Here is a 21,136-nt window from a genome sequence, read left to right as displayed (position 1 = left end):
GCGTCAGGCCTCGATGTCCTCCGGGGCCTGCTCGCCGTCGCGGCGGGCGGCCGGGACGGCGGTCGCCTCGGCGGCCGCCTGCTTCTTCGAGGCCATCAGGCTGGTGAGGGTGGTGATGACGAGGACACCGCAGATGACGCCCAGGGAGACCGGGATGGAGATCTGCGGGACGTGGAGCCCGGACTCGTGCAGCGCGTGGAGGACCAGCTTGACGCCGATGAAGCCGAGGATGACGGACAGGCCGTAGCTGAGGTGGACCAGCTTCTTGAGCAGGCCGCCGATGAGGAAGTACAGCTGGCGCAGCCCCATCAGGGCGAAGGCGTTGGCCGTGAAGACGATGTACGGGTCCTGGGTGAGGCCGAAGATCGCGGGGATCGAGTCCAGGGCGAACAGCACGTCGGTGGTGCCGATGGCGAGCATGACCACCATCAGCGGGGTCAGGATGCGCTTGCCGTGGTTCGTGATGAACAGCTTGGTGCCGTGGTAGCGGTCGGCGACGCCGAACTTCTTCTCGATGGACTTCAGGAGGCGGTTCTCCTCGAACTCGTCCTCCTCCTCACCGGCCCGGGCCTCCTGGATGAGCTTCCAGGCGGTGTAGACCAGGAAGGCGCCGAAGAGGTAGAAGACCCAGGAGAAGTTGGCGATGATCGCGGCGCCGGCGGCGATGAAGACCGCGCGCAGGACCAGGGCGATCAGCACGCCGACGAGCAGCACGCGCTGCTGGAGGTGCGAGGGCACCGAGAACTTCGCCATGATCAGGACGAAGACGAAGAGGTTGTCGACGCTCAGGGACTTCTCGGTGATGAAGCCGGCGAAGAACTCCTGGGAGGCCTGCGCGTTGCCGAAGTACAGCAGGCCGAGGCCGAACAGACCGGCGAGGACGATCCAGACGACGGTCCAGGTGCCGGCTTCCCTGATCGACACGTCGTGCGGTTTGCGGCCGATGAAGAAATCGGCGCCGATGAGGATGCCGAGACCGAGAACGGTCAGCACCCATACGTTCAACGAAAGATCCACGGTTCAGGCCTCCGGCAGATGGCTTGGCACACAGGTCAGCGACATCGCTGCCGGAGGTCTCTTCCACCCGGGCGGCCCCCTGGGGGCCGTGGGCCGGCGCCCCGGGACTCATCGGTCCGTACTGACGGGCACGCCGTAGCAGGAAAGCAGGAATACTCCCCTCCGCGGGCACCAGAGTACCCGCGGAGGACCGGAAAGGTAAAGGGAAGACCAAGGGCTGGTCACGGGCGGGCATGGCGGCGGGCCGTGGCGACCCGCTGCAGCGCCTCCTCCAGGACCAGGCTGCCGGGCGGCGGCAGGTCGGGTTCGAAGGTCCAGTGGTGGCCGACCCACGGGTCCGCGAGGTGGTCGTCGGGCACCGGGGTCAGCCGCATCAGCGAACGCCACAGCGGGTCCAGCAGGGGCCCGTACGCCGAGGCCTCGTCCCGGTCGGCCACCAGCAGCAGGTGCACACCGACCGCCGGGCCCTCGTCGGCCAGGTAGCGCAGCTGCGTGACGGCCCGGTCGTCGAAGCCGTGCGGGAAGTCGTGCACGATCAGCAGCTGCTCGGCCGTGTCCACGTCGGGCGGCAGCTCCTCGGGCGCGCCGGCCCGCAGCGCCATCTGTACGAGGTCCACCCGGCGGGTCAGCCGGGCCAGGGTCTCGGAGACCCCGGCCGCCCCGGCCGCGGGCGGCGCGGCCAGCACGCCGGAGTGCACCAGCGGGCCCAAGGAGGCGGCTGCGGCCCCCGCCGCGTCGATGACGTGGACGGAGAACCGGCCGGCGGGATGGACGGCGAGCAGCCGCGCCGCGTGCGCGACGGCCATGTCCATGGCGGCCTTGCGGAGCCGGTCGGTGTCGGTGGCCATCGCGGCCTCTGAGCCCGTGCGGCCGTTGTCGATCCACAGGCCGCGCTCCAGCGGGACCCGTACGAGCATGGGGATCCGCAGGTCCGGCCGCTCCGGCAGGTGCAGGTCCCCGAGGCGCAGGGCCATCGGGGCTTCTTCCGGCAGTGCGTGCCCCTGCCAGACGGGGTCGGACCAGCGGGCGTACGCGGCCGGCAGGGCCGGTTCGACCACGCCGGACTCGGCGGCGAGCTGGGCGAGGTCCCGGTCGAGGGCGGCCTTGGCCTGGGCGACGAGCTCCTCGCGGCGGGCCCGGGCCGCCGCCTGGGCGGGGGCGCCGGTCGTACGGTCACGGGGGTCGGACAGGGCCTGGTCGAGCTCGCGGTCGAGCCGGGAGTCGGCGAAGTCGCAGGCGCTGCGGTACGCCGCGACCGTCCGGGCCAGGTCCTCGAACATGCCCCAGACCTGGTTGTAGAGCCGCTCGTCCATGGACCAGCCGGAGGCGTCGCCCGCGACGGGGGCGGGCGGCTCGCCGGGCCGGCCGGGCGCGGCGGCCGCGGGTGCGGGCTCGGGGGGTTCGCTGGTGCGGCGGCGGCGCGGGTGCACGTAGTCGACGGTCGGGGGCCCGCCCGAGGTGTCCGCCGGGCCGGCCGACGGAGCGGCGGGGCCCGGCGCGCCCGGGTACGGGACGCCCGGGACCGGGACGGTGGCAGGCTCGGGATCCTGCCGCCCGGTCGCCCCCGTGGGGCCCGTGGTCCCTGTAGGCCCCGTCGGCCCGGGGACCGCGAGGCCCTGCGGCGGGGTGGGCGCCGCAGTGGCCGGTACGGGTGCGCGCGTGCGGCCGTCCGCCGCGGCCGCCCCCGCCACCGCGGAGGCCAGCTCCGCGGCCGCCGGGGCGTTCAGCCCGGCGTCGGCGAGCAGTGCGGCGAGCCCGCCGGCGTACCCCTGGCCGACGGCGCGGACCTTCCAGGCGCCCTGGCGGCGGTACAGCTCAAGGGCGACGACGGCGGTCTCCGGGTCCAGGCCGGTCAGCGCGTACCCGGCGAGCGGGTCGCCCGCCGGGCCTGTCACGGCCGCGTACGGGGCCGGGACCGCCCCGAACCGGGTCGGGCCGCCGGGCGGCAGCGCGAGCACCAGCTTGACCTGGTCCACGGCGGGCCCGACGGCGCCGAGGTCGACCGCGAAGCGGTGCTCGGCCGCGGCAGCGCCCGGCACCTGCAGCCCGGGCAGGGCCGGGGAGCCGGGGTGGGCCAGCGCGCCGGGACCGGTGAGCCGGCCCTCGCCGTCGCAGACGGCGGCCAGGGCGAGCACCGGTGCGCCCGCCGTGACCCTGATCTCCACCCGGCTCTGGGACAGGGGGTGGTTCTGCCCCCGGACCAGTTCGGCCGTCATCGTGCAGCCCTCCCCCGTGGCCTCGTCTTCCGTTTCCGCCGTGTCTGCCTACAGGTGCGGCACGATCGCCGGCATCAGGTCCTGGAACGTGCGGCCGTTGGCCGCGGCGCCCAGTGCCGTCATCTGCCAGCCGCCGCCGGAGCGCGACACCTTGGCCATGATCTGCGCCGTGTACTCGCCGCCGCCGTCGAGCGTGTAGCGGGCCAGCTCCTGGCCGTTGGTCTCGTCGACGAGGCGGCAGAACGCGTTCTGCACCTCCTGGAACGTCTGCCCGGTGAACGAGTTCACCGTGAAGACGATCGTGTCGATGTGGACCGGGACGCGCTGGAGGTCGACGAGGATCGACTCGTCGTCCCCGCCCTGGCCGGCACCGCCGATCAGGTTGTCGCCGGTGTGCCGGACCGAGCCGTCGTCGCTCTGCAGGTGCCGGAAGAACACCACGTCCACCGGCTGCTTCTCGGCGAACAGCACCGCCGAGGCGTCCAGGTCGATCTCCCGGGTCCGCGAGCCGAACAGGCCGCGGCGCTTGGCCGCCTGCCAGCCGAGCCCCATGCGGACCGACGTCAGCGAGCCGCCGTCACCCTTCGTCAGACTGATGGCCTGACCCTTGGTCAAGTTGACCGTCACGCGCTGTCCCCTTTCCATAGCCACCCCCAGGCAGCGTGTACCTGCGGCTGCGCCAACCCTACTGACCTCGGCGGGGGTCAGGCGAGGCCCGCCTCCTTCATCTGCCGCAGCTCCTTCTTCAGCTCGCCGACCTCGTCCCGGATCCGCGCCGCGACCTCGAACTGGAGCTCGGCCGCGGCGGCCCGCATCCGCTCGGTCATCTGCTCGATGAGCGAGGCCAGTTCCTCGGCCGGGCGGTCCGTCGGAGCCACGGCGGCCCGGCCGCCCTTGGCCGCCTTGCCGCCCTTGGCCGCCTTGCCGGTCGCCGCCTTCGCGGCCCCCGAGAGGGCGGGCACCGGGGCCTTGGCGCCCTTGCCGTCCTTCGCCTGGCGGTATCCGCTGCCGAGCAGCTGCTCGGTGTCCAGCTCCTCGCGGGCGATGGTGGCGACGATGTCGTTGATCTTCTTGCGCAGCGGCTGCGGGTCGATCCCGTTCGCCTTGTTGTAGGCGATCTGCTTCTCCCGGCGCCGGTTGGTCTCCTCGATGGCCTTCTCCATCGCCGGGGTCATCTTGTCCGCGTACATGTGGACCTGGCCGGAGACGTTGCGCGCGGCACGGCCGATGGTCTGGATCAGCGAGGTGCCCGAGCGCAGGAAGCCCTCCTTGTCGGCGTCGAGGATCGCCACCAGGGACACCTCGGGCAGGTCGAGGCCCTCGCGCAGCAGGTTGATGCCGACCAGCACGTCGTACTCGCCGGCGCGCAGCTCGCGCAGCAGCTCGACGCGGCGCAGCGTGTCCACGTCGCTGTGCAGGTAGCGCACCGCGATGCCGAGTTCCAGGAAGTAGTCCGTGAGGTCCTCGGCCATCTTCTTGGTGAGGGTGGTGACCAGGACGCGCTCGTCCCGCTCCACGCGCTGGCGGATCTCGTGCACCAGGTCGTCGATCTGCCCCTCGGTGGGCTTGACGACGACCTCGGGGTCGACGAGGCCGGTGGGGCGGATGATCTGCTCGACGAAGCCGTCGCCGCGGGAGAGCTCGTACGGGCCGGGGGTCGCCGACAGGTAGACCGTCTGGCCGACCCGCTCCAGGAACTCCTCCCACTTCAGGGGCCGGTTGTCGAGCGCGGACGGCAGCCGGAAGCCGTGGTCGACGAGGGTCCGCTTGCGCGAGGCGTCGCCCTCGTACATCGCGCCGATCTGCGGCACCGTGACGTGCGACTCGTCGATGACCAGGAGGAAGTCGTCCGGGAAGTAGTCGAGGAGGGTGTGCGGCGGGGAGCCGGGCTCGCGGCCGTCCATGTGCAGCGAGTAGTTCTCGATGCCGGAGCAGGAGCCGATCTGCTGCATCATCTCCAGGTCGTACGTGGTGCGCATGCGCAGCCGCTGGGCCTCCAGCAGCTTGCCCTGCTTCTCCAGCTCCCCCAGGCGCTGGGCGAGCTCCGTCTCGATGCCGCGGATCGCGTTCTGCATGCGCTCGGGGCCCGCGACGTAGTGGCTGGCCGGGAAGACGTACAGCTCGCGGTCCTCGCTGATCACCTCGCCGGTCAGCGGGTGCAGCGTGGACAGGGCCTCGATCTCGTCGCCGAACATCTCGATGCGGACGGCCAGTTCCTCGTAGACCGGGAAGATCTCGACGGTGTCGCCGCGCACCCGGAAGGTGCCGCGGGTGAAGGCCATGTCGTTGCGGGTGTACTGGATGTCCACGAAGCGGCGCAGCAGCTGGTCCCGGTCGATCTCCTCGCCGACCTTGAGGGGGACCATACGGTCGACGTACTCCTGCGGCGTACCGAGGCCGTAGATGCAGGAGACGGAGGCGACCACGACGACGTCCCGCCGGGTGAGCAGCGAGTTCGTCGCGGAGTGGCGCAGCCGCTCCACCTCCTCGTTGATCGAGGAGTCCTTCTCGATGTACGTGTCCGACTGCGGAACGTACGCCTCGGGCTGATAGTAGTCGTAGTACGAGACGAAGTACTCGACCGCATTGTTCGGGAGGAGCTCTCGGAACTCGTTCGCCAGCTGGGCGGCGAGCGTCTTGTTCGGCGCCATCACCAGGGTGGGCCGCTGGAGCTTCTCGATCATCCAGGCGGTCGTCGCCGACTTGCCGGTGCCGGTCGCGCCCAGCAGGACGACATCCTTCTCACCTGCGCGGATGCGCTTTTCCAGCTCGGCGATGGCCGTCGGCTGGTCACCGCTGGGCTGGTAGGAGCTGACGACCTCGAAAGGCGCCACCGTGCGTTCGATCTTCGATACGGGCCGCATGACTCCACCGTACGACCCGCCACTGACACCCACGCACGCGCGCGGCCCGCGGACGCGGACGGGCGCGGGCCCCGGCGCGGCGGGGCGCGCCCGGAACGCCTCCCCCTTTCTGGTCCGTTTGTCGTAGTTCGGTGGCGGCCGGTGATCTTCAACCCCATGATCGCTCCAACGGACACCGAAGTCGCCGCGCCGCGGCAACGGCTGCCGTTCTGCGCCCGCTTGACACCGGAGCAGGGTTCACGACCCGAGGAGAACGCACATGCACGTCCGACCCTCCGCAGCGGCCGCCGCCGCCTTCCTGGGCTTCGCTCTCAGCGCGCTGAGCGGGACGGCCACGTCCGCCGCCGCCGACCCGCGGTCCCCCGCCGGCCGGCCGGGGGTGCCGGGCCCCGTCGTGTACGCCCACCGGGGGGCTTCGGCGTACGCCCCGGAGAACACGCTGGCCTCGGTGGACACGGCGATGCGGCTGGGCTTCGACTGGGTCGAGAACGACGTCCAGCGCACCGGGGACGGAGAGCTGGTCGTGATCCACGACGACACCCTGGCGCGCACCACGAACGTGGAGGAGGTGTTCCCGGACCGGGCGCCCTGGCGGGTGCGGGACTTCACGGCGGCGGAGATCGCGCAGCTCGACGCGGGAAGCTGGTTCGCGCCGGCGTACGCCGGCGCCCGGGTGCCGACGCTGCGGGAGTACCTGGCCCGGGTGGAGCGCAACCGGCAGCGGCTGCTGCTGGAGATCAAGAAGCCGGAGCTCTACCCCGGGATCGAGGCGCAGACCCTGGAGCTTCTGGAGGAGACGGGCTGGCTGGACGCGGACCACGTGCAGCGCCGTCTGGTCGTGCAGAGCTTCAGCACCGACACCGTGCACATCGTGCACGAGCTGCGCCCGGACCTGCTGACGGCGTTCCTGGGCACGCCGAAGGTCGCCGACCTGCCGAAGTACGCCGCGTTCACCGACCGCATCAACCCCTGGCACACCACCATCTCGGCGGAGTGGGTGGCGGCGGTGCACGGGCTGGCGGGGCCGCACGGCAGGACGATGGAGGTGGACACCTGGATCGTGGACGACGCGGTGACCGCCCGGAAGGTCCGGGGTATGAAGGTGGACGGGATCATCACCAACGCCCCGGACGTGGTGCGGCAGGCGGTGATCGGCGGCTTCGCCCACTGATCCGGGCCGGGCGGTCCGGGCCGGGCGGTCCGGACCGGTGGGTGCGTCGGGGCTGTCGGTGGCCGCCCGTACGGTGGAGGGGTGGACACCACCGAGCGGCCGCGCGGGCCGCACCTGGAATGGACCGTCGTCGCGAGCGACATCGGTCCGCTGCTGCTGGCCGCGACCCCGGAGGGCCTGGTCAAGGTCGAGTTCCATGCCGGTCCGGACCGGGTCGAGCGGATGGCCGGCGCCCTGGCGTCCCGGCTCGGCGCCGACGCGCGGCGGCCGGCGCCGGGCGAGGAGGTGCTGCTCGCCGAGCCGGTGCGCCAGCTCGCCGCGTACTTCGCCGGCTCGCTGCGCCGCTTCGAACTACCGCTCGACTGGCGGCTGAGCTCCGGCTTCAACCGGACGGTGCTCCAGGAACTGGACCGCTCGGTGCCGTACGGGTCGGTCGTCGGGTACGGGGAGCTGGCCGCCCGCGTCGGGCAGCCGGGCGCGGCCCAGGCCGTGGGCCATGCCATGGGGTCCAATCCGCTGCCGCTGGTGGTGGCCTGCCACCGGGTCGTGGAGAACGACGGGGGGATCGGCGGCTTCGGCGGCGGGGTGGAGACCAAGCGGATCCTGCTGGCGCTGGAGGGCGTGCTCCCGCAGCCGCTGTTCTGACGGCCGTGCGACCGGCAGGAGGGCGGGTCGGGACCGGCCGGTCGGGTTCGGGCCGGGTTCGGGCCGGTTCGGGCCGGTTCGGGGGGCTCCGAGCGGTGTCCTTCCAGTTCCGCCAGCCGGTAAGGGGTGGGAAACTGCTGCGGTGACTACTCCCGCCGCACCTGGCTCCGCCGCTCCCGCCGCCCTCCCGACGCGCCGTCCGGGGCGTCCGCAGTGAGCGCCGCGCCCGGCACCGGATCGGGCACCGGCACCGGCACCGGCACCGGCCGGCCCGACGTGGCCGTGGACCCGGCCGAGCTGCCCCGGCTGCGCCGCCGCACCTCCGTCGTACTGATCACCTCCCAGATCCTGGGCGGCCTCGGCGTGCCCGTCAGCATCGCCCTCACCCCTGCCCTGGCCACCGAGGTCAGCGGCACCGAGGCGCTGTCCGGGCTCGCCTCCACCGCCGCCGTGGTCGGCGCGGCGCTCGTCTCGCTGCCCCTCGCCGCCCTGATGACGGCGCGGGGCCGCCGGCTGGGTCTGGTCCTCGGGTACGCGATCGGGGCCACGGGCGCGGCCCTGGTGGTGCTGGCCGCAGCCGTCCGGAACTTCCCGCTGCTGATGCTCGGCATGGCCGCGTTCGGAGCCGCCTCCTCCGCCAACCTCCAGGCCCGCTTCGCCGCCGCCGACCTGGCTGCCCCGGACCACCGGGCCCGGGCCATCTCCGTCGTGGTCTGGGCGTCCACCATCGGCGCGGTGCTCGGCCCCAACCTGTCCGCCCCCGCCAGCCGCACCTTCGCCGGTACCTCCATACCCGAGACGGCGGGCCCCTTCCTGTGGGCCGGCGCCGTCTTCGTCCTCACCGGCACGCTGCTCGCCGTGCTCCTGCGGCCCGACCCGCTGCTGACGGCCCGGGCGCTGGCCGGGGCCGACGAGCACGTCCGCGGGGGCCACTCGGTGCGCGCCGGGTTCGCGGCGGTCAAGGCCTCCCCTCGGGCGCGGCTCGCGTTGACCACCGTCGCGGTGTCGCACACCACGATGGTCTCGATCATGGTGATGACCCCGGTCGACCTCGGCCACCACGGCGCCGGGATCCAGCTCGTCGGCCTGGTGATCAGCGGCCACATCGCCGGCATGTTCGCCTTCTCGCCGGTCATGGGCTGGCTGTCGGACCGGCTCGGCCGGCTGTCCGTGATCGGCCTGGCGGCCGGCCTGCTGTCGCTGGCCGCGCTGCTCGCCGGCACCGCGGGCCCGCGCCACGGGCAGAGCGCGCTCGGCCTGTTCCTGCTGGGCCTCGGCTGGTCGGCCGGCATGGTGTCCGGCTCGGCGCTGCTGACGGACTCGGTGCCCACCCGTGCCCGGGCCGCCGTACAGGGCCTGAGCGACCTGACGATGAACACCTGCGCGGGCGTCGGCGGCGCCCTGGCCGGCCTGGTCATGGCGGAGGCGGGCTACGGCTGGCTGAACGCGATCGGGGCCTCGCTACTGCTGCCGATGGCGGTGCTCGCCCTGTTCACCGCGCGCCGCCACCCTGCGGTCAAAAGCTGATGTGGTAGGCCTTGCGCAGCGTCTCGTGAACGGTCCAGGTGGTCCGGTCGCCCGCGCGGAGCAGACCGGCGGAGCCGGGCCCGACCTCCAGGGTCGCGCCGCCCTCGACCTCGATGGTGGCGCGGCCGCTGACGACGACGAACAGCTCGTTCGCCTCGACGTCCGTGACCACGCCCGGGGTGATCTGCCAGATGCCGCGCACCTGCGTGCCGTCCGGGGACTCCCACAGCACCTTGCCCGTCACGACGGGGGCGCCGGAGACGATCTGGCCCGGGTCCAGCTCCTCGGCTTCCAGTTCGGCGTCCGGAACGTCCGGGACGGAGACGGCGAAGGAGGCGGGGGCCGACGCGGCGGCGGCCGCGGTGTCGTGGTCGCTGGTGCTCATGGGGCGCCAGCGTAGTGCGGCCCGTCGGGCCGGGGAGTGGCCACTGTGTCCAGCGCTGCCGGGCCGGGCGAGGCATCCTGTCGGGGACGGCGACAACCGGCCACTGCACGGGCACCGCGTTTGGCGGTGCTGATCGCGTGCCAGGGATGGGGGCATGTCACAGCACACAGCATCCGCGCCCCCGCCCCCGCCCGGCACTCCCGTCCTGTCCGAGGAAGTCCGCGAGGCGCTGGAGCAGGGGCAGCCGGTCGTGGCCCTGGAGTCCACGATCATCACGCACGGCCTGCCGCGCCCGCGCAACCTGGCGGTGGCGGCCGAGCTGGAGGCGATCGTCCGCGCCGAGGGGGCCGTTCCGGCCACCGTCGCCGTCGTGGACGGGGTTCCCCACGTGGGACTGGACAAGGAGCAGCTGGAGCGGATCGCGGGCGGCGAGGGGGTGCGCAAGCTCGGCCACCGGGACCTCGCCCCCGCCGTCGCGGCGGGCGCGACCGGCGCGACGACGGTGTCGGCGACGGCCTTCCTGGCCGCGCGGGCCGGGCTGCGGGTCTTCGCCACGGGCGGGCTGGGCGGCGTTCACCGGGAGTGGGCGCAGACCCAGGACGAGTCGGCGGACCTGCAGCTGCTGGCGCGGACGCGGATCACGGTGGTGTGCGCCGGGGTGAAGTCGATCCTGGACGTGCCGGCCACCCTGCAGAGGCTGGAGACGCTGGGGGTGACCGTGCTGGGGTACGGGACGGAACGTTTCCCCGGCTTCTACCTGGCCAGTTCCGGCGAGCCGGTGGACTGGACCGTGCACCGGCCGGAGGAGGTGGCGGAGGTGATGGCCGCTCAGGACCGGTTGGGCGGGCCGGATTCCGCGCTCCTGGTGGCCCATCCGGTGGACAAGGCGGAGCAGCTGGATCCGGGCCTGCACGACCGGGTGCTCGCGGAGGCCCTCGACGAGTGCCGGAGGCGGGGGATCACGGGGCAGGAGGTGACCCCGTTCCTGCTGGGCTTCCTGGTGCGGGCGACGGGCGGGGCCTCGCTGGAGGCCAATCTGGCGGCGGTACGGGGCAACGTGGCCCTCGGGGCCAGGATCGCCGGGGCCTGGGCGGCCCGCCCGTGACGGCGGCCGGCCCGGGGCCGGAACCGGAGCCGGGCGCGGGGCCGGAACCGGAGCCGGGCGCGGGGCCGGAACCGGAGCCGGGCGCGGGGCCGGACGCAGCAGCGGATGCGGGGCCGGATGCGGGGCGGGCCCCGGAGCCGGATGAGGGTTCCGGATCGGGAACCGGAGGCGGATCCGGAGGCGGATCCGGAGGCGGAGGCGCGCTGCTGGTCGTCGGGGACGTGGTCACCGACGTGGTGGCGGTGCACCCGGAGCCGCTGGTTCCGGCCACCGACACGGCGGCTCGGATCCGGACCCTGCCCGGTGGCGCCGGGGCCAACGCGGCCTGCTGGGCGGCCCGCTCCGGGGTCGCCGACGTACGCCTCCTCGCGCGGGTGGGCGCGGAGTCGGCCCAGTGGCACGAGCGGGCCCTGCTGGCCGGCGGGGTGCGGCCGCGACTGGTGGTCGACCCGGACGAGCCGACGGGGACGGTGGTGGCGCTGGTCGGCAACGACACGGAGCGGACCTTCCTGACCGACAGCGGGGCCGCACTGCGGCTCTCCCCCGCCGACTGGACGCCCGACCTGCTGGACGGGGTCGCCCACCTGCACCTCTCCGGCTACCTGTACTTCTCCGACGGCAGCCGCGAGCTCGCCCTGGTCGCGCTGCGGGCCGCCCGCGCCCGAGGGGTACCGGTGAGCGTGGACCCGGCCTCGGCGGGCTTCCTGGTCGTGCTGGGGCCGCAGCGCTTCCTGGGCGCCGTGGCGGGGGTGGACGTCCTGCTGCCCAACGAGGACGAGGCCCTGCTGCTGGCCGGGCTGCCGCGGACCGCCGGGGCGGCCCGGGCGGCGGCGGAGCTGAGCCGCCTGGTGCCTCTGGTGGTGGTGACCCGGGGCGCGGCCGGGGCGCTGGTGGCGCAGGGCGGCCGGGTCACCGCGGAAGTGGCCGCGGAGCCGGTGCGGGCGGTGGACTCCACGGGCGCGGGGGACGCGTTCACCGGCGGGTTCCTGGCGGCCCGGCTCGCCGGCGCCGACCCGGCGGAGGCGGCCCGGGCCGGCTGCCGGTCGGCGGCCCGGGCGGTCACCCGACTGGGCGGACGCCCGTAGCGGCCGGGAGGGTGGACCGCGTCAGCGGCTCAGGCCCGTCCAGGCGGGGTGGCGCGGATCGTCGGCCCGGACCACGGCGTCGGCCAGCGAGGCGGGGTCGGTCTCGGCCTCGTAGCGGGCGAAGGCGGGCAGGGTCCAGCGGGCGGCCTCCTCGGTACGGCGGGCCAGCGCGCCCGGCGAGAGCCGGACGTGCACGCTGAGGTCGAAGGGGAACCAGCGGCCCAGCAGGAGCGGTCCGTGCACGATCACGACGGCGCCCGGCGGCAGTTCGGTGTACGGGCTGCGGGTCGCCCGGTCGGTCACCGGGTCCCACAGGTCGGGCAGCACCCGCCCGGTGCCGTCCGGGTCGGTGGGGCCGAACACCTCCCGCCAGAGGGCGGCGGTGTCGTACCAGCCGCCGAGGTAGGAGTCGACGTCCTCGCGGCCGTACTCGAAGCGCAGCGAGGCCGGCCGCAGGAAGCCCTCGGCCGGGACCACGAGGGCGGTCCGGCCGCGGCCGCGCAGCGCCTCGGCGAGCAGCCCGGCGAGCAGCCCGGTGTCGGCGGCGGGTGCGCCGTCGATGCCGACGCGCCGCCAACCCGCCTCCGCCGCCCGGGTTCCGTGGTCGTCCAGATGGGCGGCGAGCCGCTCGGCCATCCGCTGCCAGGTGATCGCTTCGAGGTGCACGGGCCCATTGTCAGTGCCGGCCCCTAACTTTTCGTCACGAGGGAACACCGGCGGGATCGAGCCGTCGGGCCCGGCCTTGGGGAGGGGTCTGTCATGGCTCGCGAGACGACGTATCTGGAGCTGTCCCAGGAGGGCGGCGGCGCGCACAAGTTCTACGAGGTGACGGTGGACGGCACCGCGGTCTCGGTGCGGTACGGGCGCATCGGCGCGGCGGGCCAGCTGCAGAACTCGACGTTCCCGACGGCCGAGAAGGCCCGGGCGGCCGCCGCCAAGAAGATCGGCGAGAAGGTCCGCAAGGGGTACGCGCCGGCAGTGCAGGGCCAGCGCGCGGCCCGGCCGGTGACCCGCCGGCAGGTGGCGTCCGCGCCGTCGACGGCACGCGCGGTCGCCCCGGTGCTGTGGCGGTTCCGCACGGGCGCCTCGGCGTTCGGGATCCACGTGGACGAGGACCGCTGCTGGGTCGGCAACCAGGCGGGCGACGTCTACACGCTCAGCCACGGCGGGGAGGTGCTGGCCCGCTACTCGCTGCCGGACGGGGTGAAGTGCCTGGTGGCGGACGACTTCTGGATCTATGCGGGTTGTGACGACGGCGCCGTGTACGACCTGTCGTCGAAGGTCCCGTTCAAGGCGTACGCCATCGCCGAGGACGTGGACATCTTCTGGCTGGACATCCGGGAGGGCGTGCTCAACGTCTCCGACGCGAACGGCGGTCTGACGGTCATCGACCACGAGGACGAGTTCCAATGGTCGCGGCGGTCCGCCGGGGCCCACGCCTGGATGGTGCGGGCGGACGAGCACGCCGTCTACCACGGCCACACGAACGGCGTCACGGCGTACGCCCCGGACGGCAGCGGCGAGTTGTGGCACACCAGGACCGCGGGCGGGGTGCTGTTCGGCTGGCAGGAGGAGCACGCGGTGTTCGCCGGGACGGGCCGCCACACCGTGCAGCGGCTGGCGAAGGACACCGGCGCGATCGAGGCCTCGTACCGCTGTGATGCGGCGGTGTACTCCTGCGCGACCTCCCCCGACGGCCGCCATGTCTTCGCCGGTGACTCCGCGTCCTCCGTCTACTGCTTCGACGCGGCCGGGAACCGGCTGTGGAAGCTCGGCACGGGCAGCGGCTCGGCCCTGTCCATGCAGTACCTGGACGAGCGGCTGTACCTGGTGACCACGGACGGCTCGCTGGTCTGCGTGGACGCGAGCGAGGCGGCGATCGGCGCGGCCCAGCGGGGCACGGTGCCGACGGCCCGGGACGTGAAGTCCGCCGCCGCCCTGCCGGTGTTCACCCCGGCGGCTTCGGCCGCTGCGGTGGCGAGCGTGTCGGTGGCCGCGGCCCCGGCCGACGGTGTGGTGGTGGAGTGCGTGCAGCAGGGCAACCGGATGCGGGTGCAGGTGGTCTCGGGCGGGTTCGAGCCCTCGTGGAACGTGCAGTTTCCGCGCGGGATCCGGGAGCCGGGGGCCCGGTACGTGGTGGACGGGCTGCATGCGGCCTCGGGCGGCTTCTACCGGGTGCGCGGGGAGATACGCCGCCTGGTGTGAGCGGGAGCCGCCCCTGCCGGAACGGATGCCGCGGGGGCGGTCACCAGGCGTGGCCCGGGCAGGCGCAGGAGGCGGCCGCGGGCGGGGCCTCGGCGGGCGCGGAGAAGGCCTCGCCCTCGGCGAGCGTGCTGGTCACGTACAGCACGACCGGTTCGGTGCCGGGGTTGCGGCCGAGGTGGGGGTGGTCGGGGCCGGCGGGTTCGATGAAGCTGGTTCCGGCCCGGTGGACGACGGTGCTGCCGTCGTGCAGGATCCGGGTGAGCGTCCCGGACTTGACCAGGGCGATCAGCGGGACCCGGTGGAAGTGCCAGCCGGTGCAGGCGCCGGGCGCGATGACGACCTCCCGCCCGGCGAGGTCCGCCGCACCGGCCTCGGAACCCGGGCGCGTGCCGGAGCCGGGTATGCCGGGGCCGGGTATGCCGGAGCCGGGTATGCCGGAGCCGGGCACCGCCCGGCGCTCCGCCGTCGTCTGACGTCCGCTCATGTCTCCCCCTCGGTCTCGGGTGACCCGGGCGTCACAGCTGCACCACAGGCCCCGGCCCCCACGGTAAGCGACTTCCCGAATTCGAGGGACAGTTGGCCAATCCCACGCTGTCGTCCCGCACAAGGTGATAAGGGAGCCGAACGGCGGTATCACACGGTCATGAGCCTGGTCGTGTTCGAGTCGGCGAAGCCGATCCACTGCGCGCAGTGCCGCCGGGGCCCGCTGCGGCACCTGGTGCGCGAGGCGGGCGTGCCGCGCTGCCTGGACTGTGCGGACCTCGGCCACCTGGTCTACCTGCCGCGCGGGGACGCCGCGCTCACCCGCCGGGCGCGCGAGGCCAGTTCGCTGTCCGCGGTCGTCGTCCGCTTCAACAAGCGGCGCCGCCGCTACGAGCGGCAGGGCATCCTCGTCGAGGATCCGGCCCTGGCGCGGGCCGAGCGCGCGTGCCTGGCGGACGCGGATGCGCGGGCGCGCCGGCGGGAGCGCGACCGGCTGCGCCGCGCGGCGGAGGACACCCGGTTCACTGCGGCGTTCGCGGCGGAGATACGGCGGCTGTTCCCGGGCTGCCCGGCCGACCGGGCGGCGGCGATCGCCGCGCACGCCTCGGTGCGGGGCAGCGGGCGGGTCGGGCGCACCTCGGCCGGGCGGGCGCTGGACGAGCTGGCCGTGACGGTGGCGGTGCGGGCGGCGGTACGGCACGTCGACACCGAGTACGACGCGCTGCTGATGGCGGGCGTGCCGCGGTTCGCGGCCCGCGCCCGGCTGGCCGCGCAGATCGACGCGGTCCTGGACGCCTGGCGGATCCCGCCGGCCGCCGCGGAGCCCGCGCCGGTGTCCGGACCGGGCCCCGACACCGGGGACCGGGCGGGGGCCGGGGCCGGGCAGGTCACCGCCCCTCGGGGCGCGGCCGTGCCGGGCCCCGAGGGGCGGTGACCCTGCGGGCGCCGCGGTCCTACCGGAGGCGGTGGCGCCGGTAGAGCAGCACTCCGCCGAGGAGCAGGGCCCCACTGCCGGGCAGCAGGTAGCCGAGGCCTTCGGACCCGGTGTGGGCGAGGGCTCCGGGGGTGTGCTCCTGCTCCTGTTCCGGAGCGGGCGGGGTCACCGGGCGCGGAGGCGTCGGCTTCTCCACGGGCTTGGGCGGCTGCACGGGCTTGACCGGCTGCGGCGGCTTGGGCCCGCTGGGCTGCTCGCCGTTGACCGACGTGTTGCCGGTGGAGGGGTTGCCGACGCCGACGATGTTCACCGAGTTGCCGCTGATGTTGACCGGGAGCTTGACCGGCAGCTGGATCGCGTTGCCGCTCACCACCCCGGGGGAGTCCTTCGCGGTTCCCTCGGCGTGGGTGCTGCCGCTGGTGGCGGACCCGGAGCCCGCCGACGGGCCGGCGTCGGCGTTGGCGCAGCTGTTGCCCGCCGCCGGGTTGAGCAGTCCGACGATGCTGACGGTGTTCCCGCACACGTTGACCGGGGTGTGCACGGGCAGCTGCACCAGGTTTCCGGACAGCAGCCCAGGCGAGCGCTCGGTCTTCCCGCTCGCGTCCGCGTCGGCGTAGGCGAAGCCGCCCACACCCCCGATCGCGAGTCCGCCTCCCGCGACCACCGTCGCGATCAGGCCGTTCCGGCGACTGTGACGCATCAGTTTTCCTGCCTTCCGGAAAAGTTCACGGGCGCTGCACTGCACCCGCATCGGAGACAACGCGTCAAAACCCGTTCGGGTTATAGGGCCGATAGGCATTTCACTCCATCGTGTAGCGGGTACGGGCTGGTTCATGACCACCGATCGCCCTTTGCTCCTGCTCGACGTGGACGGCCCCCTCAACCCCTTCCGGTCCCGTCTGGCGGGCCTGCGCGGGTACACCAGCCACCGGATGCGACCCACCGTCTGGATGTCGTACCGGAGCCCGGACTCGCGCAGCGCTCGGCGCGGTCTGCGGGTCCGCCTGCACCCGTCGCACGGCGCACGACTGCTCGCCCTGCCGTTCGAACTGGCCTGGGCCACGACCTGGATGGACGAGGCCAACACGATGGTCGCCCCGCACATCGGACTCCCCGGCGACCTGCCGTACGTCGAGTGGCCGGAGCTGTTCGCCCGCGACCCCGACGGGCTGTCGTGGAAGACCCGCACCCTGCTCGCCTGGGCGGCGGGCCGGCCCTTCGCCTGGGTCGACGACATGATCAACGCGCGGGACCGTGAGTGGGTCGCCGCCCACCACCCGGCGCCCGCCCTGCTGCTGCGCATCCACCCCCGCCACGGCCTGCGCGACCGGGACTTCACCGCCCTCGGCAGCTGGGCGGCCGGAATCAGTACGGGAGCGCGCTGACCGGGTCGGCGCAGGGGCGGCCGACGGGCCACCAGTCCTCGCTGCCCGGCCGGGACTCGTACGCGTACCAGAGCCCGTCACGGCCGAGCCGCAGTTGCCGGTTGCCCGAGGTCAGCCGGTTGCGCTCGGGCCGGAACGAGCCGCGGGACGCGGCCAGGAGCGCCGGCCGGGCCCGGTCGAAGGGGCCGGCCGGCGGATCCCACGGCTCGTCGAGGGCGGTCAGCGCGGGCAGGCCGCCCTGGCGCCAGGCCGCGGCGGCCCGGGCGAGGTCGGTCGTGGTGCGGCCGGTGGCCCGGGCCAGGTCCCGGTAGAGGGCCCGGGCGGCGCCGGTCAGGCCCGCGGTGTGGTGCGCGGACGCCAGGCGGACGGCGTCCTGCCACAGGGTGAGCCCCCCGATCGGGTCCTCGCCGGTGCGCAGCAGCGCCAGCGCCCGGGCGGCCGCGTCCGTGGCGAGCTGGTCCAGCGCCAGCGGGTCCGGTGCGCCCGGCACGTCCGGCTCGTCCGGGCAGGCCGGCGGCAGCCCGGGCACGGCGGGCGGGGCCGGCGGGGCCGGCAGCGGGGGCAGGGTGGTGCGGGCCAGTGCGGCACGCGCCGGCACCCCGGGGAAGTCCGGTGCCGCGGCGGGCTGTTCGCGCGCGGCATGGGCGGCGTTGCGGCGGGCCAGCTCGTCAAGGAGCTCCCGCTCGCCGCGGCCGCGCAGGAGCAGCAGCAGGAAGGGGTCCTCGTCGAGCAGGCGGGCCGCCCGGTGGCACAGGGCCGCGGCGTGCTTGCACGGCGGCCGGGCCGTGTCCGGGCAGGAGCAGCGCGGCAGGATCTCGCCCGGCCCGGGCAGGATCCGCCCCGCCAGGGACTGCGGGACCTCCCGCTCCAACAGGGCGGCCAGCGCCGCCGGGTCCGCGGCGGCCGCCTCCAGCAGCTCGTCCCACCCGGCGGCGTCGAACGGGGTGAGCGCCAGTTCCGTGCGGTACGGGCGGGCCCGGCTGCCCCGGACGTAGGCGACGATCCGGCCGGGCGTGACCGTGACGGCCTCCACGTGGCCCTCCGCCGCGTACGCCCGCCCGCGGGCCAGGCGCGCCGGGTCCCGGGCCACGAGCTCCAGGGCCGACACCCAGGCCCGGCCCCACCAGCTGGAGGCTTCCGGACCGGCGGGCACGGTCTCGAAGGTGCGGCGGCGGTCCTCCCGCGTCGTGATCATGCGGGCCTCCTCAGGGAGACGAGGTCGGCGAGTTCGCGGTCGGTCAGCTCGGTCAGGGCCGCCTCCCCCGAGCCGAGGACGGCGTCGGCCAGCGCCCGCTTCGCCTCCAGCAGTTCGGCGATCCGGTCCTCCACGGTGCCCTCGGCGATGATCCGGTGGACCTGGACGGGCTGGTCCTGGCCGATGCGGTAGGCGCGGTCGGTGGCCTGCTCCTCGACGGCCGGGTTCCACCAGCGGTCGAAGTGGACGACGTGTCCGGCGCGGGTGAGGTTCAGCCCGGTGCCGGCGGCCTTCAGGGACAGCACGAACACCGGGACCTCACCGGACTGGAAGCGGTCGACGAGTTCCTCGCGCTGCGCGACCGGGGTCCCGCCGTGCAGGAACTGGTGCGAGATCCCGCGGGCCGCCAGGTGCCGCTCGATGATCCGGCCCATGGTCACGTACTGGGTGAAGACCAGCACCGAGCCGTTCTCCGCGAGGATCGTGTCCAGCAGCTCGTCCAGCAGGGCCAGCTTGCCGGAGCGGTGCGGGATCCGGGGCCGCTCCTCCTTCAGGTACTGCGCGGGGTGGTTGCATATCTGCTTCAGCGAGGCCAGCAGCTTCATGATCATGCCGCGTCGTTCCATGCCCTCGCTGGCCCCGATCACGGCCATCGCCTCGTCCACCGCGGCCTGGTAGAGCGAGACCTGCTCGCGGGTGAGGGAGACCGGGTGGTCGGTCTCGGTCTTCGGGGGCAGTTCTGGGGCGATGCCCGGGTCGGACTTCCGGCGCCGCAGCAGGAACGGCCGGACGAGCGCCGCCAGCCGGGCCACCGCCGCCTCGTTGCCCCCGTCCTCCTCCTGCTGGTGCTCCACCGGCCGGGCGTGCCGGGCCCGGAAGGTCGTCAGCGGCCCGAGTAGACCGGGCGTGGTCCAGTCGAGCAGCGCCCACAGCTCGGAGAGGTTGTTCTCCACCGGGGTGCCGGTGAGCGCCACCCGGGCCGGGGAGGGGATGGTGCGCAGCGCCTTGGCCGTCGCCGAGTGCGGGTTCTTCACGTGCTGCGCCTCGTCGGCGACGACCATGCCCCAGGCCTGCCCGGCGAGCCGGGCCGCGCTCGCGCGCATCGTCCCGTACGTGGTGAGGACGAATCCCCCGGCCAGGCCGTCGAGACTGCGGCCACCGCCGTGGAAGCGGCGCACCGGGACCCCCGGCGCGAACTTCTCGATCTCCCGCTGCCAGTTGCCGAGCAGGGACGCCGGGCAGACGACGAGGGTGGGCTCGGGGCGGTCGCGGTGCAGGTGGAGCGCGATCAGCGTGACGGTCTTGCCCAGGCCCATGTCGTCGGCGAGGCAGCCGCCGAGGCCGAGCGAGGTCATCAGGTCCAGCCAGGCCAGGCCGCGGGCCTGGTAGTCGCGCAGGGTTGCCTTCAGGCCGACGGGCTGCGGCAGCGGGGCGAGGTCGCCGGTGAGCCGCTCCCTGAGGGCGGCCAGGGCGCCGACCGGCACGGCCTCCACCTCCTGCCCGTCGACCTCGGCCGTGCCCGTCAGGACGGTCGCCAGCGCGTCCACCGGGTCCAGCAGGCCCAGGTCCCGCTTGCGGGCCTTGCGGACCAGCTCGGGATCGACGCGCACCCACTGGTCGCGCAGCCGCACCACGGGCCGGTGCGCCCGGGCGAGCGCCTCCATCTCGGACGGGGTGAGCCGGTCGCCGCCCAGGGCGAGTTCCCAGGAGAACGAGAAGAGCTGCTCGGCGTCGAAGAAGGCGGTGCCGTCGATGGCGGAGCCGGGCGCGGCGGACCGGACGACGGCGGTCGCCGACAGCGTACGGGCCAGCTCGCGCGGCCAGTGGACGGGCACCCCGGCGGCGGCCAGCCGGGTCGCGGCGGTGCCGAGGAGGTCTTCGAGCTCCGGGTCGGACAGCGGCAGCAGGTCGGGGACGGGCCGGTCCAGCAGGCGCAGCAGCGGCGGCCAGACGCGGGCGGCCCGGCGCAGGGCGAGGACGGCGTCGATGCGGGCGCGCGGCCCGAAGCCGGCGGGGGCGGCGCCGGCCCACAGCTGCGCGGCGTCGATGACGAGCGTGGGGTCGGCCAGGCTGTGCACCTGGACGACGGCGGCGCCCGCCCGCCGCAGCTCCACCCGCCCGGCACCCTCCGCCGCGGTGCCCGCACCGGAACCCGCGCCGGCTTCCGCGCCCGCTTCGGCCGGCGCCTGCGCCCCGGCGCCGGAGTCGAAGAGGCTGAAGGAGGACAGGTCCAGCAGCAGCGAGATCCCCACTCCGGCGTCGGCTCCGGCCGCGACCTGCGCCGCCCAGTCCCGTATGCCGGGCACCCGCTGCGGCTCCTGGGCGGCGAACGGCCGCCCGGCGGCCACGGGCGCGGCCGGGGTCCGGGGCAGGCAGTCGGTGACGGCGTCGAGGAAGGCACGGACCAGGGCCTCCGGCTCGGGCAGCTGGAGCGGCCTGCGGCCGGGCAGCGGGGTGGCGTACCCCTCGCAGGGGAGGGCGGCGGCGACCGCGCGGAGGTGGCCGACGTCCTCGGCGTCGAGCGGGCCGGCGCGCCAGGCGTCGACGTCGTCCGGGGTGAGCCCGGGCAGCAGCCGGCCGCGGGCGGCGAGCGTGAGCGCATGGGTGGCGGCCGTGCCCCAGGCACGGGTCGCCGGATGGGTGACGGCGCTGCGCGGGGCCCGGACCAGCAGGGGCAGCGCGTCGGCGACGGCGAGGGTCACGGCGGGCACGGTCCGCGTCCGCACGCCGGTTCCGTGCGGCCGCACCACCTCCATGCGCGTCCCCGTCCCCTCCGGGACCTCGGGCAGCGGGTCGCCGTCCGGCGCCCAGAACGCGATCCGGCCCTGGCGCGGGACGGGGGCGGGCAGGAAGACGGCGGCGTGGCGCAGCAGCATCTGCTGCGGCGGTTGCGGTGTCACACGTGCCCCCTTCCCTGCC

General features: G+C 74.6%; 18 protein-coding genes. 8 read left to right on the top strand and 10 right to left on the bottom strand.

The genetic code is table 11. The features are described 5' to 3' along the window. Positions 1–3: 3 nt before the first annotated feature. The 4 genes from ACSHWO_RS25465 to uvrB all read right to left on the bottom strand — a co-directional run bounded on the left by ACSHWO_RS25465 (position 4) and on the right by uvrB (position 6,097). Positions 4–1,017, bottom strand: coding sequence for a TerC/Alx family metal homeostasis membrane protein (locus tag ACSHWO_RS25465; RefSeq protein ID WP_438315242.1), 1,014 nt, complete (start codon positions 1,015–1,017; stop codon positions 4–6). Between the two features lie 221 nt (positions 1,018–1,238). Continuing rightward, positions 1,239–3,233: a TerD family protein gene (locus ACSHWO_RS25460; RefSeq protein ID WP_438315239.1), complete on the bottom strand. Its 1,995-nt coding sequence runs from the start codon at positions 3,231–3,233 to the stop codon at positions 1,239–1,241. A 48-nt stretch (positions 3,234–3,281) separates the two neighbouring features. Then, entirely contained in the window at positions 3,282–3,860 is a 579-nt protein-coding gene (locus tag ACSHWO_RS25455) for a TerD family protein (RefSeq protein ID WP_361087882.1), read from the bottom strand. Between the two features lie 77 nt (positions 3,861–3,937). Beyond that, positions 3,938–6,097 (bottom strand): excinuclease ABC subunit UvrB, encoded by a 2,160-nt coding sequence (gene uvrB, locus ACSHWO_RS25450; protein WP_361087885.1) that lies wholly within the window; start codon positions 6,095–6,097, stop codon positions 3,938–3,940. A gap of 259 nt (positions 6,098–6,356) precedes the next feature. Here uvrB and ACSHWO_RS25445 point away from each other — a divergent pair, with 259 nt between their 5' ends. The 3 genes from ACSHWO_RS25445 to ACSHWO_RS25435 all read left to right on the top strand — a co-directional run bounded on the left by ACSHWO_RS25445 (position 6,357) and on the right by ACSHWO_RS25435 (position 9,440). After that, positions 6,357–7,268, top strand: coding sequence for a glycerophosphodiester phosphodiesterase (locus ACSHWO_RS25445; protein ID WP_361087888.1), 912 nt, complete (start codon positions 6,357–6,359; stop codon positions 7,266–7,268). 81 nt (positions 7,269–7,349) lie between these two features. Continuing rightward, on the top strand, positions 7,350–7,913 hold the full coding sequence (locus tag ACSHWO_RS25440; protein WP_385806507.1) for a methylated-DNA--[protein]-cysteine S-methyltransferase: 564 nt from the start codon (positions 7,350–7,352) through the stop codon (positions 7,911–7,913). A gap of 276 nt (positions 7,914–8,189) precedes the next feature. Then, on the top strand, positions 8,190–9,440 hold the full coding sequence (locus tag ACSHWO_RS25435; RefSeq protein ID WP_438319270.1) for an MFS transporter: 1,251 nt from the start codon (positions 8,190–8,192) through the stop codon (positions 9,438–9,440). Here ACSHWO_RS25435 and ACSHWO_RS25430 read toward each other — a convergent pair. Then, on the bottom strand, positions 9,430–9,825 hold the full coding sequence (locus ACSHWO_RS25430) for a cupin domain-containing protein (RefSeq protein WP_385806503.1): 396 nt from the start codon (positions 9,823–9,825) through the stop codon (positions 9,430–9,432). The genes ACSHWO_RS25435 and ACSHWO_RS25430 overlap by 11 nt on opposite strands. 154 nt (positions 9,826–9,979) lie before the next feature. Between ACSHWO_RS25430 and ACSHWO_RS25425 the strand changes: the two genes are divergently transcribed. Continuing rightward, entirely contained in the window at positions 9,980–10,930 is a 951-nt protein-coding gene (locus ACSHWO_RS25425; RefSeq protein ID WP_361087896.1) for a pseudouridine-5'-phosphate glycosidase, read from the top strand. Between the two features lie 221 nt (positions 10,931–11,151). Beyond that, positions 11,152–12,015, top strand: a complete 864-nt coding sequence (locus tag ACSHWO_RS25420) for a carbohydrate kinase family protein (protein ID WP_438315232.1) — start codon at positions 11,152–11,154, stop codon at positions 12,013–12,015. A 21-nt stretch (positions 12,016–12,036) separates the two neighbouring features. Here ACSHWO_RS25420 and ACSHWO_RS25415 read toward each other — a convergent pair whose 3' ends face one another. Then, entirely contained in the window at positions 12,037–12,681 is a 645-nt protein-coding gene (locus ACSHWO_RS25415) for a uridine kinase (protein WP_438315229.1), read from the bottom strand. Between the two features lie 93 nt (positions 12,682–12,774). Between ACSHWO_RS25415 and ACSHWO_RS25410 the strand changes: the two genes are divergently transcribed. Continuing rightward, entirely contained in the window at positions 12,775–14,220 is a 1,446-nt protein-coding gene (locus ACSHWO_RS25410; protein ID WP_361087902.1) for a WGR domain-containing protein, read from the top strand. 40 nt (positions 14,221–14,260) lie between these two features. On the opposite strand, the gene ACSHWO_RS25405 is transcribed toward ACSHWO_RS25410, so the two are convergent. Then, complete coding sequence (locus ACSHWO_RS25405; protein ID WP_438315226.1) at positions 14,261–14,704, bottom strand: cupin domain-containing protein; 444 nt, start codon at positions 14,702–14,704, stop codon at positions 14,261–14,263. A 159-nt stretch (positions 14,705–14,863) separates the two neighbouring features. Here ACSHWO_RS25405 and ACSHWO_RS25400 point away from each other — a divergent pair, with 159 nt between their 5' ends. After that, positions 14,864–15,637 (top strand): DUF2293 domain-containing protein, encoded by a 774-nt coding sequence (locus ACSHWO_RS25400; RefSeq protein ID WP_438315223.1) that lies wholly within the window; start codon positions 14,864–14,866, stop codon positions 15,635–15,637. 19 nt (positions 15,638–15,656) lie between these two features. Here ACSHWO_RS25400 and ACSHWO_RS25395 read toward each other — a convergent pair whose 3' ends face one another. Continuing rightward, entirely contained in the window at positions 15,657–16,337 is a 681-nt protein-coding gene (locus ACSHWO_RS25395; protein WP_438315220.1) for a chaplin, read from the bottom strand. Between the two features lie 133 nt (positions 16,338–16,470). Here ACSHWO_RS25395 and ACSHWO_RS25390 point away from each other — a divergent pair, with 133 nt between their 5' ends. Next, positions 16,471–17,022, top strand: a complete 552-nt coding sequence (locus ACSHWO_RS25390; protein WP_385806456.1) for a hypothetical protein — start codon at positions 16,471–16,473, stop codon at positions 17,020–17,022. On the opposite strand, the gene ACSHWO_RS25385 is transcribed toward ACSHWO_RS25390, so the two are convergent. Together ACSHWO_RS25385 and ACSHWO_RS25380 are read right to left on the bottom strand one after the other, a co-directional pair. Continuing rightward, on the bottom strand, positions 17,003–18,217 hold the full coding sequence (locus ACSHWO_RS25385; RefSeq protein ID WP_438315217.1) for a hypothetical protein: 1,215 nt from the start codon (positions 18,215–18,217) through the stop codon (positions 17,003–17,005). The genes ACSHWO_RS25390 and ACSHWO_RS25385 overlap by 20 nt on opposite strands. Next, complete coding sequence (locus ACSHWO_RS25380) at positions 18,214–21,093, bottom strand: DEAD/DEAH box helicase (protein ID WP_438319269.1); 2,880 nt, start codon at positions 21,091–21,093, stop codon at positions 18,214–18,216. The genes ACSHWO_RS25385 and ACSHWO_RS25380 overlap by 4 nt, the downstream gene beginning before the upstream one ends. Positions 21,094–21,136: the final 43 nt, after the last annotated feature.

It is taken from the genome of Streptomyces pallidus (ex Mingjun et al. 2026) (genome assembly GCF_051550185.1).
Taxonomy (GTDB): Bacteria; Actinomycetota; Actinomycetes; order Streptomycetales; family Streptomycetaceae; genus Streptomyces.
This window is presented reverse-complemented; position numbering and strand designations above follow the sequence as displayed.

Coding starts and splice junctions, on each gene's coding strand:
- ACSHWO_RS25395 (WP_438315220.1), bottom strand. CDS start 16,337: ATGCGTCACAGTCGCCGGAACGGCCTGATCGCGACGGTGGTCGCGGGA.
- ACSHWO_RS25425 (WP_361087896.1), top strand. CDS start 9,980: ATGTCACAGCACACAGCATCCGCGCCCCCGCCCCCGCCCGGCACTCCC.
- ACSHWO_RS25390 (WP_385806456.1), top strand. CDS start 16,471: ATGACCACCGATCGCCCTTTGCTCCTGCTCGACGTGGACGGCCCCCTC.
- uvrB (WP_361087885.1), bottom strand. CDS start 6,097: ATGCGGCCCGTATCGAAGATCGAACGCACGGTGGCGCCTTTCGAGGTC.
- ACSHWO_RS25445 (WP_361087888.1), top strand. CDS start 6,357: ATGCACGTCCGACCCTCCGCAGCGGCCGCCGCCGCCTTCCTGGGCTTC.
- ACSHWO_RS25410 (WP_361087902.1), top strand. CDS start 12,775: ATGGCTCGCGAGACGACGTATCTGGAGCTGTCCCAGGAGGGCGGCGGC.
- ACSHWO_RS25400 (WP_438315223.1), top strand. CDS start 14,864: ATGAGCCTGGTCGTGTTCGAGTCGGCGAAGCCGATCCACTGCGCGCAG.
- ACSHWO_RS25380 (WP_438319269.1), bottom strand. CDS start 21,093: ATGCTGCTGCGCCACGCCGCCGTCTTCCTGCCCGCCCCCGTCCCGCGC.
- ACSHWO_RS25385 (WP_438315217.1), bottom strand. CDS start 18,217: ATGATCACGACGCGGGAGGACCGCCGCCGCACCTTCGAGACCGTGCCC.
- ACSHWO_RS25430 (WP_385806503.1), bottom strand. CDS start 9,825: ATGAGCACCAGCGACCACGACACCGCGGCCGCCGCCGCGTCGGCCCCC.
- ACSHWO_RS25405 (WP_438315226.1), bottom strand. CDS start 14,704: ATGAGCGGACGTCAGACGACGGCGGAGCGCCGGGCGGTGCCCGGCTCC.
- ACSHWO_RS25460 (WP_438315239.1), bottom strand. CDS start 3,233: ATGACGGCCGAACTGGTCCGGGGGCAGAACCACCCCCTGTCCCAGAGC.